The 14,843-nt window shown below is 70.1% G+C and carries 12 protein-coding genes; 5 read left to right on the top strand and 7 right to left on the bottom strand.

The features are described from left to right. Positions 1 to 62 precede the first annotated feature (62 nt). From JMJ55_RS17575 to JMJ55_RS17590, 4 genes are read left to right on the top strand one after another with little or no spacing between them, the layout of a single operon-like run. Positions 63 to 734, top strand: a complete 672-nt coding sequence (locus tag JMJ55_RS17575) for a haloacid dehalogenase type II (protein WP_202826886.1) — start codon at positions 63 to 65, stop codon at positions 732 to 734. A 30-nt stretch (positions 735 to 764) separates the two neighbouring features. Next, positions 765 to 2,102 carry an NAD(P)/FAD-dependent oxidoreductase gene (locus JMJ55_RS17580; RefSeq protein ID WP_202826887.1) on the top strand — a complete coding sequence of 446 codons (1,338 nt, stop codon included), beginning with the start codon at positions 765 to 767 and terminating at the stop codon, positions 2,100 to 2,102. 2 nt (positions 2,103 to 2,104) lie between these two features. Then, complete coding sequence (locus JMJ55_RS17585) at positions 2,105 to 3,376, top strand: NAD(P)/FAD-dependent oxidoreductase (protein ID WP_202826888.1); 1,272 nt, start codon at positions 2,105 to 2,107, stop codon at positions 3,374 to 3,376. A gap of 45 nt (positions 3,377 to 3,421) precedes the next feature. Continuing rightward, a complete protein-coding gene (locus JMJ55_RS17590; RefSeq protein WP_202826889.1) occupies positions 3,422 to 5,092 on the top strand; it encodes a peptide ABC transporter substrate-binding protein in 1,671 nt (556 codons plus the stop codon). Positions 5,093 to 5,105: 13 nt separating this feature from the next. Here JMJ55_RS17590 and JMJ55_RS17595 read toward each other — a convergent pair whose 3' ends face one another. The 5 genes from JMJ55_RS17595 to JMJ55_RS17615 are packed head-to-tail and all read right to left on the bottom strand — an operon-like array spanning position 5,106 to position 10,689. Next, on the bottom strand, positions 5,106 to 6,104 hold the full coding sequence (locus JMJ55_RS17595) for an ABC transporter ATP-binding protein (RefSeq protein WP_202826890.1): 999 nt from the start codon (positions 6,102 to 6,104) through the stop codon (positions 5,106 to 5,108). Next, on the bottom strand, positions 6,101 to 7,165 hold the full coding sequence (locus JMJ55_RS17600) for an ABC transporter ATP-binding protein (protein WP_236033799.1): 1,065 nt from the start codon (positions 7,163 to 7,165) through the stop codon (positions 6,101 to 6,103). The genes JMJ55_RS17595 and JMJ55_RS17600 overlap by 4 nt, the downstream gene beginning before the upstream one ends. Then, positions 7,162 to 8,067 carry an ABC transporter permease gene (locus tag JMJ55_RS17605; protein WP_202826891.1) on the bottom strand — a complete coding sequence of 302 codons (906 nt, stop codon included), beginning with the start codon at positions 8,065 to 8,067 and terminating at the stop codon, positions 7,162 to 7,164. The genes JMJ55_RS17600 and JMJ55_RS17605 overlap by 4 nt, the downstream gene beginning before the upstream one ends. Continuing rightward, the gene (locus JMJ55_RS17610; RefSeq protein WP_202826892.1) at positions 8,064 to 9,020 is read right to left on the bottom strand and encodes an ABC transporter permease; all 957 of its coding nucleotides are present in this window, start codon (positions 9,018 to 9,020) and stop codon (positions 8,064 to 8,066) included. Before JMJ55_RS17610 ends, JMJ55_RS17605 begins: the two co-directional genes overlap by 4 nt. 4 nt (positions 9,021 to 9,024) lie before the next feature. After that, a complete protein-coding gene (locus JMJ55_RS17615; RefSeq protein WP_202826893.1) occupies positions 9,025 to 10,689 on the bottom strand; it encodes a peptide ABC transporter substrate-binding protein in 1,665 nt (554 codons plus the stop codon). A 248-nt stretch (positions 10,690 to 10,937) separates the two neighbouring features. Here JMJ55_RS17615 and JMJ55_RS17620 point away from each other — a divergent pair, with 248 nt between their 5' ends. After that, positions 10,938 to 11,537 (top strand): helix-turn-helix domain-containing protein, encoded by a 600-nt coding sequence (locus JMJ55_RS17620; RefSeq protein WP_202826894.1) that lies wholly within the window; start codon positions 10,938 to 10,940, stop codon positions 11,535 to 11,537. Positions 11,538 to 11,552: 15 nt separating this feature from the next. On the opposite strand, the gene JMJ55_RS17625 is transcribed toward JMJ55_RS17620, so the two are convergent. Together JMJ55_RS17625 and JMJ55_RS17630 are read right to left on the bottom strand one after the other, a co-directional pair. Further along, positions 11,553 to 14,015 (bottom strand): sensor domain-containing protein, encoded by a 2,463-nt coding sequence (locus JMJ55_RS17625; protein ID WP_202826895.1) that lies wholly within the window; start codon positions 14,013 to 14,015, stop codon positions 11,553 to 11,555. Positions 14,016 to 14,103: 88 nt separating this feature from the next. Next, on the bottom strand, positions 14,104 to 14,841 hold the full coding sequence (locus JMJ55_RS17630; protein WP_202826896.1) for a tetratricopeptide repeat protein: 738 nt from the start codon (positions 14,839 to 14,841) through the stop codon (positions 14,104 to 14,106). Positions 14,842 to 14,843: the final 2 nt, after the last annotated feature.

The raw sequence follows: 14,843 nt of genomic DNA on the forward strand, positions 1-14,843 counted from the left end.
GGCGGCCGACCCTTAGGATCAGTCGCAGCCCGGCGATGCCGGCCGGATCGAAGGATGCCCCCATGTCCCATCTGCGGCCCAAATACATCACCTTCGACTGCTACGGCACCTTGACCAATTTCCAGATAGGCCCGCTGACGCGCGAGCATTTCGCGGACCGCGTGCCGGCGGAGCGCATGGATGCCTTCGTCCGCGACTTCAGCGCCTATCGGCTGGACGAGGTTCTCGGCGCCTGGAAACCCTATGTCGAGGTGCTCGAGAATGCCGTGCGCCGCACCTGCGTGAAGCACGGGATCGCCTACCGGGAGGGTGACGGCGCCCGCTTCTCGGACGCCATCCCGAGCTGGGGCCCCCATCCCGACGTGCCGGCGCCGCTGACGCGCGTGGCGAAGGAATTCCCCCTCGTCATCCTGTCCAACGCCGCCAACCACCAGATCCACCACAATGTGGCGAAGCTGGAAGCGCCCTTTCATGCGGTGTTCACCGCCGAGCAGGCCCAGGCCTACAAGCCGCGCATGCAGGCCTTCGAATACATGCTGGGCCAGCTGAATGCCCGGCCGGAGGAGCTGCTGCATGTCTCCTCCTCCTTCCGCTACGACATGATGACGGCGCATGACCTCGGCATCCGCGACAAGGCCTGGGTCAATCGCGGGCATGAGCCGCGGGGCAATGCCTTCTACGGCTTCCACGAGATCGCCGATATCGGCGGACTGCCGGGCCTGCTCGGCCTCTAACCTTCACCGCCCTTCCCGGAGCCTGCGCCTATGTCGCCACCCGTCGATCCCGTCACCAGCGATCCGAACCTGCCCGCCGAGGTGGATGTCGCCATCATCGGCGGCGGCATCGCCGGTGTGACAGCCGCCTATTTCCTGGCCAAGGCGGGGCAGCGCGTCGCCCTGCTGGAGAAGGGCGTCATCGCCGGCGAGCAGTCCAGCCGCAACTGGGGCTGGTGTCGCGTGCAGAACCGCGACGAGCGCGAGATCCCGGTCATGCTGCGCAGCATGGAGCTGTGGGACAGCCTGCCGAAGGAGGCCGGGATCGATCTTGGCTTCCGGCGCACCGGCTTGATCTACGCGACGCGCAGCGAGAGCGAGCTGGAGACCTGGCGCCAATGGGTGGAGATGGCCCGCGGCTACCAATTCCACAGCCGCATCCTCTCGGCCGAGGAGGCGCGCGCGATGGTGCCGGGCACCGCGAAGGACTGGGTCGGCGGCATCCATTCGCCGCATGACGGCATGGCGTCCCCGCGCAAGGCCGCGCCCGCCATCGCTACCGCGGCGCGGCGGCTCGGCGCCAGCATCCACCAGCGCTGCGCCGTGCGCGGGCTCGATATCGAGGGCGGCCGGATCGCCGGCGTCATCACCGAACATGGCCGCCTCCGCGCGCCGCAGGTGCTGCTGGCGGGCGGCGCCTGGTCCTCGATGATGCTGCGCCGGCATGGGCTGGACCTGCCGCAATCGAGCATCCGCTCCACCGTCTTCGCCACCGAGCCGGCGCCCGAGATCACGCCGGGCGGTCTCTATACCTCCGACATCACTGTCGGTCGGCGCGAGGATGGCAGCTACATCATCGCCGCCAACAACCGCGGCCAGATCGAGATCACGCCGCAGGGCCTGCGCTATGCCCGCAAATTCTGGCCGACCCTGGTGGCGCGGCGGAAGATGGTGAAATTCGGCATCGGCGAGTCCTTCTTCCGCGGCCCGCAGGCCGCCAAGGGCCGCTGGCGCATGGACCAGCCGACGATCTTCGAGGCGGAGGACATGCGCACCCTCGACCCCACGCCCAAGCAGGGCGTGGCGGAGCCGGCGCTGAAGCAGCTCGCCGCCTCCTACCCCGCCCTGTCCGGGGTGAAGATGGGGCAGATCTGGGGCGGCTGGATCGACTCGACGCCGGATGCGGTGCCGGTGATCGCCCCGGTGGGGGCGCTGCCCGGCCTCTATCTCTCGACCGGCTATAGCGGCCATGGCTTCGGGATCGGGCCGGGCGCCGGCCAGCTTGCCGCCGATATTGTCCTGGGCCGGACGCCGGCGGTGGATCCCAAGCCCTTCCGCTACGAACGCCTGATCGACGGGTCCCGCATCCAGAAACCCGGGATGATGTGACGATGCGGATGGTGCCCTACTGGCTCGACACCGCGACACCCTTCTCCGGCGCGGAGGCGGGGCCGGTGGAAGGCCGGGTGGATGTGGCGGTGATCGGCGGCGGCTTCACCGGCCTCTCGGCCGCCCTCGCCTTGGCCCGAGGCGGCGCGAGCGTGGTGGTGCTGGAGGCGGGCCGGGTCGTCGGCCAGGCCTCCGGCCGCAATGGCGGCCATGTCAACAACGGCACCGCCCACAACTTCGCCGCCCTGGCCGGCAGCCTCGGCCTCGACCATGCAAGGCGGCTCTACCATGCCTTCGACGATGCGGTGGATGCGGTGGAGCGCATCGTGCGGGAGGAGGGCATCGCCTGCGACTTCCGCCGCTCCGGCAAGATCAAGCTGGCCGCCAAGCCCGAGCATTACGAAACCATCGCGCGCGGCTTCGACCTGCTGCAGCGCGAGGCCGATCCGGAGGCGCGGCTGATCCCCCGTGCCGAGCTGCACCGCGAGATCGTCTCCGATGCCTTCTTCGGCGGCATCGTCTTCCCGAAAAGCGCGCAGATGCATGTCGGCCGCTTCGGCATGGGCCTGGCCGAGGCGGCGCGGCGCCACGGCGCCCGCATCTTCGAGGACACGCCGGTCACCTCCCTCAAGCGGCAGGCGGGCGGGCACCGCATCGCCACGCCGCGCGGCACGATCGAGGCCGGGCAGGTTCTGCTCGCCACCGGCTTCAGCCGCCTCGGGCCGCTGTATTTCCGCCGCCGGCTGGTGCCGCTCGGCTCCTTCGTCATCGTCACCGAGCCGCTGGGCGCGGAGCGCATCGCCGCCGCCATGCCGACGCAGCGCACCGCGACCACGACGCGCCTCATTGGCAATTACTTCCGCACCACACCGGATGGACGGCTGGTCTGGGGCGGGCGGGCGCGCTTTGCGCTCCCCTCCCTGATCTCGGATGCGAAGAGCGGCCGGGTGCTCGCGGCGCAGCTGCACCGCCTGTTCCCGCAGCTCGCCTCGGCGCGGATCGAGTATTGCTGGGGCGGGACCATCGATGCCACCCAGGACCGGCTGCCGCGGGCGGGGGAGCAGGACGGCATCTTCTACGCCACCGGCTATAGCGGCCATGGCGTGCAGATGTCCGTTCATATGGGGCAAGTGATGGCCCAGGTGATGGGCGGCCGCGCCGAGGCCAATCCCTTCCGCGACCTGGAGTGGCGGCCCGTGCCCGGCCATTTCGGCCCACCCTGGTTCATGCCCCTCGTCGGCCTCTATTACCGCGTGAAGGATCGGACCTCGTGATCCGCCGCGGCCCCTCCGCCACCGCATAGAACAGGAGTTCGCAGCATGGACGAGACCGGCCCGATCCTCTCACGCCCCGCGCTGCACCGACGTGGCCTTCTCGCCCTCGGCGCCGGGGCGGCGCTCTCGCCCCTGGGCGCGCGGGCCCAGTCCGCGCGCCCGGTGCCGCCGCCGCCCGTCACCCGGAAGGGGCAGGTGGTCGTCGGCATTTCCCAGGAGCCGACCGTCTTCAACCCCCTGATGCCGGGCATCGAGGTGGATGAGACGATCTGGATGAACGTCTTCAGCGCCCTCTGGTATCCGACCCCGGAGGGCGAGCTGATCGCCGACCTGGCCAGCGAGGTCCCGTCGCAGGCCAATGGTGGCATCTCGGAGGATGGGCTGGCCTGGACCGTCAAGCTGCGCGACGGGGTCACCTGGCATGACGGCACGCCCTTCACCGCCGAGGATGTGCGCTACTCGCTGGAGCTGATCAACAACCCCTCCTTCCGCGCCCGCACGCGGGTCGGCCACAGCCTGGTGCGCGACATCGTGGTGAAGGGGCCGCAGGAGATTTCCTGGCGGATGGAGAAGGCCTATGCGCCCTATCTCGCCCTGCTGGCCAATACCTATATTGTGCCGAAGCATGTGCTGGAGAAGGCGGCGGATCCGAACAACGCGCCCTTCAATGCCAGCCCCATCGGCACCGGGCCCTTCCGCTGGGACCGCCGCGTGCCGGGCGACCACATCCAGCTTGCTGCCTACGACAAATATCATGGCCGCGGTCCCTATCTGGAGCGTGCCGTCCTCAAATACGTGCCCGACCAGACGGCTCTTTATGCGCAATTCCGCACCGGCGCGGTGGATGCGATCATCGGCACCGGCATCCCGGCGAATTTCCTCGCCGAGGCGATGAAGCTGCCCGGCCGGCGCGTGGCGACGGCGCCGAGCGGCTCGCTCGAAGTGCTGATGCCCAATCTCGAACACCCCGTGCTGTCCGACAAGGCGGTGCGCCAGGCGCTCTATGCGGGGATGAACAAGAAGGGGATTATCGACGTCATCTTCTACGGCATGCACAAGCCGACCGAATCCTTCGCGCCGCAGGAATCCTGGGCCTACAACCCCAACCTCCCGGCGCATCGCTACGATCTGGCGCAGGCCAACCGTATTCTTGACCAGGCCGGCTGGACGCGCGGCAGCGGCGGCATCCGGCAGAAGAATGGCGTGCCATTGGAATTCGCCGTCTCCACCACCACCGGTGCGGCGCTGCGCGAACAGGTGCAGCAGCTCCTCATGCAGGACTGGGGCAAGCTCGGCGTGGCGATGAAGATCAACAACATGCCAGCGGCGGTGATCTGGGGCGAGTTCTATGTCCGCTCCAAATTCCAGATGCTGATGGTCGGCACCGCCTTCCGCACCGGCATCGACCCCGATCCCGCCACGCGCTTCTCGAGCGATGCGATCCCCGTGCGCGGCGGCAGCGGCGGCAACTACATGCAATGGGTGAACCCGGAAGCCGACCGCCTGCTGGCCGAGGGCCAGACCAGCTTCGACCAGGCGCGCCGCAAGGCTGCCTATGCCCGCCTGCAGGAGATCGTGCGGGAGGAGCTGCCGATCCTGCCGATCTACCAGTACCAGACCGCCGAGGGCACGAAGGATACGCTGGTCGGCTTCCGGTCGAATGTGAATGCCCGGCAGAATACCTGGAACATGCGGGAGTGGTACTGGGCGAACTGAGGCGCCGGCGCGCCTACGCCACCCCGACCGGGGAGGCCAAGGCGATGTCGTCCCGGATGCAGGCCTTCCAGTGTCCGGGCGCCATCTCGCGCAGCGCGGGCGGCGCCTCGGCGCAGGCCGGCAGCGCGTAGCGGCAGCGGGTGCGGAAGGGGCAGCCGGAGGGCGGGTTGAGCGGGCTCGGCACGTCCCCGGTCAGCACGATCCGCTCCCGCCGCACCATGGGATCGGGGATCGGCACGGCCGAGAGCAGCGCCTCGGTATAGGGATGGCGCGGTGCGGTGAAGAGGGCGCGGGTCGGCGCCACCTCCACCAGCCGGCCGAGATACATCACCGCGATCCGGTCCGAGATGTGTCCCACCACCGCCAGGTCATGCGAGATGAAGAGGATGGTCAGCCCCAGCCTCTCCTTCAGCTCCAGCATCAGGTTCACCACCTGCGCCTGGACGGAGACATCGAGCGCCGAGACCGGTTCATCCGCGATCAGCAGCTCCGGCCGCAGGATCAGCGCGCGCGCGATGCCGAGGCGCTGCCGCTGCCCGCCGGAGAATTCATGCGGATAGCGCCCGATATGCGAGGGCAGCAGCCCGACCAGCGACAGCGCTTCCTCCACCCGCCGCCGCCGCTCCGCCGTGCCGATGGCGGGTTCATGGATCGCCAGCGGCGCGCCGACGATCTCCTCCACCGTCATCTTCGGGTTGAGGGAGGCATAGGGGTCCTGGAAGACCAGCTGCATCCGCCGGCGGAAGGGCCGCAGCGCATCGCGCGAGAGGCTGGTGATCTCCGTCCCGCCGAAGCGGATCGTGCCGCCATCCGGCCGCGCCAGCCGCAGCACCGTGCGGCCCACCGTGGTCTTGCCCGAGCCGGATTCGCCGACGAGGCTCAGGACCTCCCCGCGCTGGATGTCGAAGGACACGCCATCCACCGCATGCAGCTTGGCGCGCGGCCGGAACGGCCCGGGCCGCGGGCCGGCGAACCATTTACGCAGGTCGCGGACTTCCAGCAGCGCCGTCATGCCACGCCTCCGGCCAGCTCGGCCCAGCGTACGCAGCGCACGCGATGCTCCGGCCTCGCCAGGTCGAGCCCCGGCAGGGCGGCGTCGCAGCGGCCGGGTTCGACATGGTCGCAACGCGGGGCGAAGCTGCAGCCAGGGGGCGGGTCGAGCGGGTCCGGCACCGTGCCCGGGATGGCGGCCAGCTTCTCCCGCCCCAGCCCGGCCAGGTCCAGCCGGGGGACGGATCGCAGCAGCCCGCGCGTATAGGGCATCAGCGGCGCGCCAAAGAGCGGGCGGACCGGCGCCTGTTCCACCACGCGGCCGGCATACATCACCATCACCCGGTCCGCGATCTCGGCGACCACGCCGAGATTGTGGGTGATGAAGATCACCGCCATCCGCGTCCGTTCCTGCAGCCGCCGCAGCAGGTCGAGGATCTGCGCCTGGATCGTCACGTCGAGCGCCGTCGTCGGCTCATCCGCGATCAGCAGCTGCGGCTCGCAGGACAGTGCCATGGCGATCATCACCCGCTGCCGCATGCCGCCCGACAGCTCATGCGGATAGCTGGCGAGGCGCCGGCGCGGATCGGGGATGCCGACCAGTTCCAGCAGCTCGGCGGCTTTCGTCAGCGCCGCCCGGCGGCCGAGCCCCTCATGGAAGCGGATCGCCTCCGCGACCTGCTCGCCGACGCGATGCACCGGGTTGAGGGAGGTCATCGGCTCCTGGAAGACCATGGCGGCATCCCGCCCACGCACCTCGCGCATCGCCTCCTCAGGGAGGGCGACAAGGTCGCGCACCCGCCCGTCCCGCCCGCGCAGCAGCACCTGGCCGGTGATGCGGCAGAAGGGGGCGCGCGGCGTCAGGCGCAGGATGCCGAGGCTGGTGACGCTCTTGCCCGAGCCGGATTCCCCGACCAGCGCCAGCGTCTCCCCCCGGCGGAGGGTGAAGGAGACGTCCTGCACCGCCGCCAGCCGACCCGCCGGCGTCTGAAAGGCGATGGAGAGGTCCCGCACCGCCAGGATCTCATCCTCCGCCAGCGCCGCCGGCAGCGCGCCCCGGTCCGTCACGGCCTCCGGCATCATCGGCCCCCCATCCGCGGGTCGAGCGCATCGCGCAGCCCGTCGCCGATGAAGTTGAAGCTCGTCACCGCGAGCGTGATGGCCGCGCCGGGGATGATGGCGAGCCAGGGGGCGCTGGTCAGATAGCTCTGCGCATTATCGAGCATGTTGCCCCAGCTCGGCGTCGGCGGCTGGATGCCGTAGCCGAGGAAGCTGACATAGGATTCCGCCAGGATCGCATGTGCCACGTTCAGCGTGGCCGCGACGACGATGGGCGCGATGGCATTGGGCAGCAGCTCCCGCAGCATCACCCGCGCATCGCTGGCCCCGAGCGCTTCCGCCGCCACCGCGAAGTCACGCGCCTTCAGGGCGCGGATCTGTGCCTCGACGATGCGCGCCACCTCCATCCAGGAGGTGACGGCGATCAGCATGATGATGGACCCCACTGCCGGCCCGATCAGGGCGGAGATGGCGAGCAGCAGGAAGATGCTCGGGAAGCAGAGCATGGCATCGACGAAGCGCATCAGCACCATGCCGACCCAGCCGCGGTAATAGCCGGCCACCAGCCCGACGGTGATGCCGATCACCATGCTGATCGCCATGGCGGAGAAGCCGACCGAGAGCGAGATGCGCCCGGCCATGAGCAGCCGCGCCAGGATGTCCCGCCCCAGCGGATCCGTCCCCAGCAGATGCGGCCCCGAGAAGGGCGGGGCGAAGCGCTGCATGATGTCGATTTCGGTATCGGTGAAGGGCAGCAGATAGGGGCCGATGGCGCAGGCCAGCACCATGAGGGTGATGACGCCCGCCCCGAAGGCCGCCAGCCGGTGCCGCAGGAAGCGCCGCAGCGCCCCGTCCCGCCGCCGGGGCCGCGGCGCGGCGGCCGGCGCGGCCGCCAGGCCGATCGGGGCTTCGCTCGCGCCGCTCATGCGCCATGCGCCCCGAGGCGCGGATCGGCGACGTGATAGAGCAGGTCCGCCAGCAGGCTGCCGAGCAGCACCAGCACCGCCGTGAACATCAGGATGCCCATCACCACCGGATAGTCGCGGTAGCTGATCGAATCGAGGAAGAGCCGCCCCATCCCCGGCCAGGTGAAGACCGTCTCCGTCACCAGCGCGCCGCTGAGCAGGGTCGGCAGGTGCAGGCCGGTGATGGTGATCATCGGCAGCAGCGCATTGCGCACGGCATGGTGGATCAGGATCCGCCGCTCCGGGATGCCCTTCGACCGCGCGGTGCGGATATAGTCCTGGTGGATCACGTCCAGCATCGAGGATCGCATGTAGCGGCTCCAGACCGCCGTGCTGACCAGCGCCAGCACGATGCAGGGGCCGATCAGGTGATGGAGCTGGTCGAGGAAGGATTCATTCCCGATGGTGGTGCGGTTCCCCGCCGGCAGCCAACCCAGCCCGACGGAGAAGACATAGATCACCACCAGCCCGAACCAGAAGGTCGGGATGGACAGCGCGACCATGGCGCCGACCGTCGCCAGCGCATCGAACAGCGAATGGCGCCGGACCGCGCCGAGGATGCCGACCCAGGCGCCGATGATCATGGCCAGCAGGGTCGAGCTGAGCATCAGCTCCAGCGTCGCCCCCACATGGGAGCCGATGACGGCGAGGACCGGCTGCTGGTCGCGGAAGGAGGCGCCCCAGTCGCCGCGCAGCATGCGCCAGAGCCAGTCGAGATATTGCACCGGCAGCGGGCGGTCGAGGCCGAGCTGCCGGGCCAGCCGGTCCAGATCCTCCTGCGTCATGTCGCCGCCGGCGGCGAATTGCGAGAGCGGGCCGCCCGGCGCCAGATGCAGGATGGCGAAGCCGATCATGGAGACGATCAGCAGCAGGCCGGCGGCCTGCAGCACCCGCCTGGCGACATAGCCCCCCATCGCCCTACGCCCAGTACCAGCGCGCCGCGTTCCAGCTATTCGCCAGGACGTGGAGGTTGTTCTCGAAGCCCATCAGCCCGGCCTTGGTGCCCTCGATCTGCATGCCCTGGAAGATCGGCAGCATCGGCAATTCCTCCCGTATGATCGCCTGCACCTCCCGGTAGATGGCGCGCCGCTCCTCGATCCCGTTCAACACCACGCCGCGCGCCAGCAGCTCATCGACCCGGGCATTCTCGAACTGGCTGACATTCGAGCCATAGCCGGCGCGCTTCGGGATGGCATGGCTGCCGAAGCGGTGCAGCACATTGGGGTCGGAGGCGATGGTGTAGGTGGTGTTCGTCATCAGGCTGTCGAATTGCGACTCCGCCCAGAACTTGCCCCAGAGCACCGCGGCCGGCAGGTTGTGGATCTTCATCGCAATGCCGATCTTCGCCCAGCTCTGCGCCAGCAGCTGCTGCGCCTGGGTGCGGAGCTCGGTGCCCGTGGTGGTGGAATTGGTGAATTCCAGCCGCAGCCCGTCCTTCACCCGGATGCCGTCGCGCCCCGGCTTCCAGCCGGCCTCGTCCAGCATCCGCGCCGCGCGGGCCGGATCGTATTCGTGCCGCGGCAGCGCGTCGTTATAGGCCCAGTTTTCCGGCGGCAGGAAGGTGACCGCTTCCTTCGGCAGCCCGTAATAGAGCGCGCCGGTGATCGCCCTGGTGTCGAGCGAGAGATAGAGCGCCTGGCGCACCACCTTCTCCCGCAGCACGGGGTGGCCGAGATTGAGGGTCAGGTTCTCCACCGAGCCGCGCGGGATGACATGGATCACCCGGTCCCGCAGCGTCCGCGCCTCGGCATAGTGGTTCGCGGGGATGCCGAGCAGGCCGATATAGTCCAGCTCGCCGGTGCGGAACTGGGTGTACATCACGTTCACATCGGGCACGTAGCGGAAGACCAGCCGCTCGAGATAGGGCCCCTCGCCGAAATAGTCCCGGTTGGCCGTGAGCATCACATGGCTACCGGTGCGGCGCTCGGCCCATTTGAACGGCCCGGTGCCGATGGGCGCGGCATGGAAGGGCGTATTGTTCGGATCCTCGGCGCCGGCGAGCCGATGCGCCGGCACGATGAAGAATTGCGAGAGGATCGACATCAGCGGCGCATAGGGCTGGCGCAGCCGCCAGCGCAACACCTGTGGCCCTTCGACGGTGACGCTCTCGATGCGGTCGTAGCCATCCTTTCCGCGGGCGCGGAAATTCGGGTTCATGATCAGGGCGAGAGAGAACTTCACGTCCTCGGCGGTGAAGGGCTGGCCGTCATGCCAGCGCACGCCCTCGCGCAGTTCGATCCGCCAGTCCAGCCCATCGGCCGAGATCCCGCCATTCTCCAGGCTCGGCACCGCCTTGGCGAGGATGGGGTAGAATCGCCCGGCAGGGTCCAGGCCCCAGAGCGGGCTGAACAGGTTCCACCACACCGCCTGGTCGACCTCATTCGCCGGCATCAGCGGATGGGCGACAGTGAATTCCTGCGAGAAGCCGAGGACGCACTGGCCGCGCGGCGCAGCGGGGGGCCGCGGCTGCGCCAGCGCGGCGCCCGCAGGCGCCAGGGCGGCGGCCGCCGATCCGAGCAGAAGGCCGCGGCGCGGGATCGTCGTCGTGGACGGATGGCGGGCGGGATGGCTCGGGTCGCTCATGCCCATCTCCTCTGCGCCGACAGCGGCTGCACCGCGGGCAGGGGGATGGTTCATTATACTGAAATTGCGGTCAAGCGGGATTTCCGCCCCCGTCAAGCGCAATCGGGCTGATTCTTGCGGAAATATCGCTGTCTGACCAGCAAGCGGGCAGGTTTCTGCCCCTCTGCGGGCATCCGGCTTTTCCTCGCCAGCGATACCGCATAATGAAAGCGGCATCGATATCCGGCGCCCCTGGGAGATTTCGCGGCATGACGGTGGTGAAGGCGGCCCTGCCGGTGCAGGAGGGCGCCAGGCAGGTCGGGGCCCGCCTCCGCGCGCTGCGGGCCGAACATGGGCTGACCATCCTTGAACTCGCCGCCAGGGCCGGCCTCTCGGCCGGGCTGATCAGCCAGATCGAGCGCGGCACCTCCAACCCGTCGATGAAGACGATCCAGCGGCTGCGGACCGCGCTCGGCGTCAATATCTGGGAATTCTTCGGCGAGGCCGCGGCGGCGGATGAGGCCGAGCCCGGTTTCGTGCGCCGCCCCGGGCAGCGCGCCCGCATCCTGGTCGGCCGGACGCAGCTGGTGAAGGAGCTGCTCTCGCCCCGCGGCGACAGCCCGCTGCGCTTCATGCTCATCACCCTGCCGCCGGGCGGCGTCAGCGAGGATGTGCTGGTCGGCCGGGGCGAGAAGGGCGGCTATGTCCTCTCCGGCCGGGTCGAGCTCACCGTGAACGGGCGGCGCTCGCAACTCGCGGAGGGCGACAGCTTCCAGTTCGAGAGCCACCAGCCGCACCAGCTCGCCAATCCATTCGAGGAGGAAGCGGTGGTGTTCTGGATCATGACCGTGCCCGACAGCCACCTGTGAGGCATGGGGCTGGCTTCAGCCAGCCGCCACCGCATCGGCCCATTTGGCCCGGCCGAAATCCAGCGCCGCCGATGGGACCGGCCGGCTGAACAGATAGCCCTGGACCTCCTCGCAGCCATAGCCGCGCAGGGCATCGAGCTGCCGCCCCGTCTCGACCCCCTCCGCCGCGACCGGAATGCCGAGGCTGCGGCCGAGGCCGAGCACCGCGCGGACGATCGCGATCGATTGCTCGCGGTCCGGCAGGCCGGCGACGAAGGCGCGGTCGAGCTTCATCTTGTCGAAGGGGAAGCGCAGCAGGTAGCCGAGCGAGGAGAAGCCGGTGCCGAAATCATCCAGCACGATCCGCACGCCGAGCGCGCGCAGCTCCCGCAGCACCGCGAGATTGGCCTCGTCGTCGCGCAGCAGGACGGATTCCGTGATTTCCAGCTCCAGCCGGCCGGGGGCCAGCCCCGCTTCGGCCAGGGCCCGCCGCACCGCCTGCACCAGGCCCGGATTGCGGAACTGCACCGGCGAGAGGTTCACCGCGACGCGGACCGAGGCCGGCCAGGTGGTGGCGGCGCGGCAGGCGGTCCGCAAGGCCCATTCGCCGATGCGGATGATGGCCCCGGTTTCCTCCGCGATCGGGATGAACTCGGCCGGCGAGACGGGGCCGAGCTCCGGATGCCGCCAGCGCATCAGCGCCTCGCAGCAGGTGACCGCATCGCTGTCCAGCGCGACCAGGGGCTGGAATTGCAGCGCCAGCTCGCCCCGCTCCAGCGCCGCCCGCAGCGCGGTCTTCAGCGCTTGCCGGCGCTGCACCGCCTCATCCATCGCCCGCTCGAAGAAGCGGAAGGTGCCGCGGCCATCCGCCTTGGCGCGATAGAGCGCGATATCGGCATTGCGGACCAGGTCGTCCGGCGTCTGCCCGGCCTCGCCGGACAGGGCGATGCCGATGCTGGTGCCGGCGGCGATGTGGTGGCCCTCGATGTCATAGGGCTCCTCCAGCGCTGCGGCCACCCGGCCGGCGAGTTCCGCCGCCGTCTCGGCATCGCTGGGCGCGGCCTGGATGATGGCGAATTCATCGCCGCCGATCCGGGCGATGAAATCGCCCTGCCGCAGGCAGCCGCGCAGCCGGAGGGCGGTCTGCCGCAGCAGCGCGTCGCCGATCGGATGGCCGAGCGTGTCGTTGATGCCTTTGAAGTGGTCGAGGTCCAGGCAATGCAGCGCCAGCCGCTCGCCCTGGCCGAGGCCGGCCAGGGCCTGCTGCAGCCGCTGTCGGAACAGCCGGCGATTGGCCAGGTCGGTCAGCGGGTCATGGAGGGCCAGATGGGCGATGCGCTCCTCCGCCGCCCGCTGCTCGGTGACGTCCCGGGCGATGGAGAGCAGGCGCACCACCTCCCCGCCCGGCCCGTGCACGGGGGAGACCACGATGTCCCACCAGCGCGGCGTGCCATGCACCCCCTGCCAGGCGCCGGTGAAGCGGCTCGACCGGCCCAGCCGCGCCTCGGCCACGGCCTGCTGCGCCGCCTCCGCCACTGTCTCGGGCAGGCCGGTCCACCAGGGCCGGCCCTCGATCGCGGCGAAATCCTCCACCTCCATCAGCCGGCGGCCGGGGCCGTTCATGAAGAGGAGGTTGCCCTCCAGGTCGAGGACCTCGATCCGGTCGGGGCTGCTTTCGACCACGCTGCGGGCGAAGGCCTCGCTCTCCCGCAGCGCCTCCTCGGCGCGGATCCGGTCGGTGACGTCCCAGGCGCCGACCAGCACCGCATCCTTGCCGGCGAATTCGAGCCGGTAGGACATGACCTGGACCAGCCTTTCCCGCCCCCAGGCATCCAGGTGCCGCCAGGGCCCGCTGATCTTGTGCGCGGTCCGGGGCGCCGCGGCGGAGCGGAGCGTCATCTCCCGCTCCGTCGCCGGACGGATATCGAGGATGTTCATGCCGAGGAAGGTCTCGCGCGACCAGCCATAGCTCGCGGTCGCGGCCTCGTTCACCTCGAGGAAGCCGAGGCCCTGGCGGTCATAGACCCACATCGGCACCGGGTTGTGGTCGAACAACAGGCGGAAGGCGGCATCGGCCTCCTTCAGCTTGCTGATATCGACCACGGCGACGCTGACGCCGACGATCTCGCCTGCCGGATTGCGCACCGGATGGTAACTGGCGAGATAGTCCCGCTCCTCGCCCGGATGCGCCGGTGTCTCGGTGCGGATCTCCAGCCCCTTGAGCGGCTGGCCGCTCTCCATCGCCTGGCGCTGCGAGGCCTCGATCATGCCACCGAATTTCGGGCCGAAGACCTCGCTCGGCGTCCGGCCCAGCGTGGCGTCCCGGGGGTAGCCATTGATGGCGGCCAGATGCTCGTTGATGGCGAGGTAGCGCAGGCGGCGGTCACTGAAGGCGAGCCCGACCGGGGCGGCGGCATAGGCCGCGGCGATGCCGGCCAGCGGATCGAGCCCTGCCTCGGCGTCCTGCACCGCCGCATCCTGCCGGCCAGATTCGGTCATGCTGGCCATGCCCCGCTTACTCACAGACTGGTGAACTGGGGCCTGCATACCATGCATCAACCTGCGGGTGTATGCGAAGTTATTCATCTCAGCTCGGCCCGCCGGGCATGGCTGCGGCCAGGCCGCGCGCCAGGGTCGCCAGCTCGCCGGACTGGTCCCCCGCCTCCGCACCGGCCGGTGCCTCGCCGAGCGCGGCGCGGGCGATGGCGAGGTTGGTGGCGACCCGCGGCTGGGTATCGGCCCGCAGCGCCAGGGGTTCGAGGATCGCCACCGCCTCCGCCGTGCGCCCGGCCAGCATGAGCGAGACGGCGAGGTTGTTGCGCGGCGCCACCGCCTCCGGCGCCAGCACCAGGGCCTGGCGGTAGCTCGCCTCCGCCTCGGCATGGCGGCCGAGCATGTCGAGGGCGACGCCCTGCCCATCCAGCGCCGCGGCATCGCGCGGGGCTTGGGCCAGCAGGCGGCGGAACAGCGCCAGCGCCTGCTCTGCCTGGCCGGTGCGGAGCCGGAGCCGGGCCTGCTCGGCCAGCAGCGGTGCGGCATTGCCCTGGCGCCCCAGGGCCCGGCCCAGCACCTGCTCGGCCTCCACCACATTGCCCTGGCGGGCCAGGGCGCCGGCGAAGCGGGCCTGGGCCTCCGCCCGTCCCGGCTCGGCCACCGCCGCCGCGGCATAGAGCGACAGCGCCGCCTCCGCCTGGCCGGCCGCCTCGGCGGCCTCCGCCGCGCGGAAGCGCGCGCCGCTATCGGGCCCGCCGGAGGGGGCGCTGCCGCAGGCGGCGAGGAGGAGCAGGGCGAGGCCGGCGCCGAAGCGGCGAAGGGGCAGGGTCATGG

Origin of the sequence: Belnapia mucosa (genome assembly GCF_016775475.1) — a bacterium.
GTDB classification, from domain to species: domain Bacteria; phylum Pseudomonadota; class Alphaproteobacteria; order Acetobacterales; family Acetobacteraceae; genus Belnapia; species Belnapia mucosa.

Bases quoted from the DNA above. Each gene is read 5' to 3' on its own strand.
- JMJ55_RS17575 (WP_202826886.1), top strand. From the start codon at position 63: ATGTCCCATCTGCGGCCCAAATACATCACCTTCGACTGCTACGGCACC.
- JMJ55_RS17580 (WP_202826887.1), top strand. From the start codon at position 765: ATGTCGCCACCCGTCGATCCCGTCACCAGCGATCCGAACCTGCCCGCC.
- JMJ55_RS17585 (WP_202826888.1), top strand. From the start codon at position 2,105: ATGCGGATGGTGCCCTACTGGCTCGACACCGCGACACCCTTCTCCGGC.
- JMJ55_RS17590 (WP_202826889.1), top strand. From the start codon at position 3,422: ATGGACGAGACCGGCCCGATCCTCTCACGCCCCGCGCTGCACCGACGT.
- JMJ55_RS17595 (WP_202826890.1), bottom strand. From the start codon at position 6,104: ATGACGGCGCTGCTGGAAGTCCGCGACCTGCGTAAATGGTTCGCCGGC.
- JMJ55_RS17600 (WP_236033799.1), bottom strand. From the start codon at position 7,165: ATGATGCCGGAGGCCGTGACGGACCGGGGCGCGCTGCCGGCGGCGCTG.
- JMJ55_RS17605 (WP_202826891.1), bottom strand. From the start codon at position 8,067: ATGAGCGGCGCGAGCGAAGCCCCGATCGGCCTGGCGGCCGCGCCGGCC.
- JMJ55_RS17610 (WP_202826892.1), bottom strand. From the start codon at position 9,020: ATGGGGGGCTATGTCGCCAGGCGGGTGCTGCAGGCCGCCGGCCTGCTG.
- JMJ55_RS17615 (WP_202826893.1), bottom strand. From the start codon at position 10,689: ATGAGCGACCCGAGCCATCCCGCCCGCCATCCGTCCACGACGACGATC.
- JMJ55_RS17620 (WP_202826894.1), top strand. From the start codon at position 10,938: ATGACGGTGGTGAAGGCGGCCCTGCCGGTGCAGGAGGGCGCCAGGCAG.
- JMJ55_RS17625 (WP_202826895.1), bottom strand. From the start codon at position 14,015: ATGACCGAATCTGGCCGGCAGGATGCGGCGGTGCAGGACGCCGAGGCA.
- JMJ55_RS17630 (WP_202826896.1), bottom strand. From the start codon at position 14,841: ATGACCCTGCCCCTTCGCCGCTTCGGCGCCGGCCTCGCCCTGCTCCTC.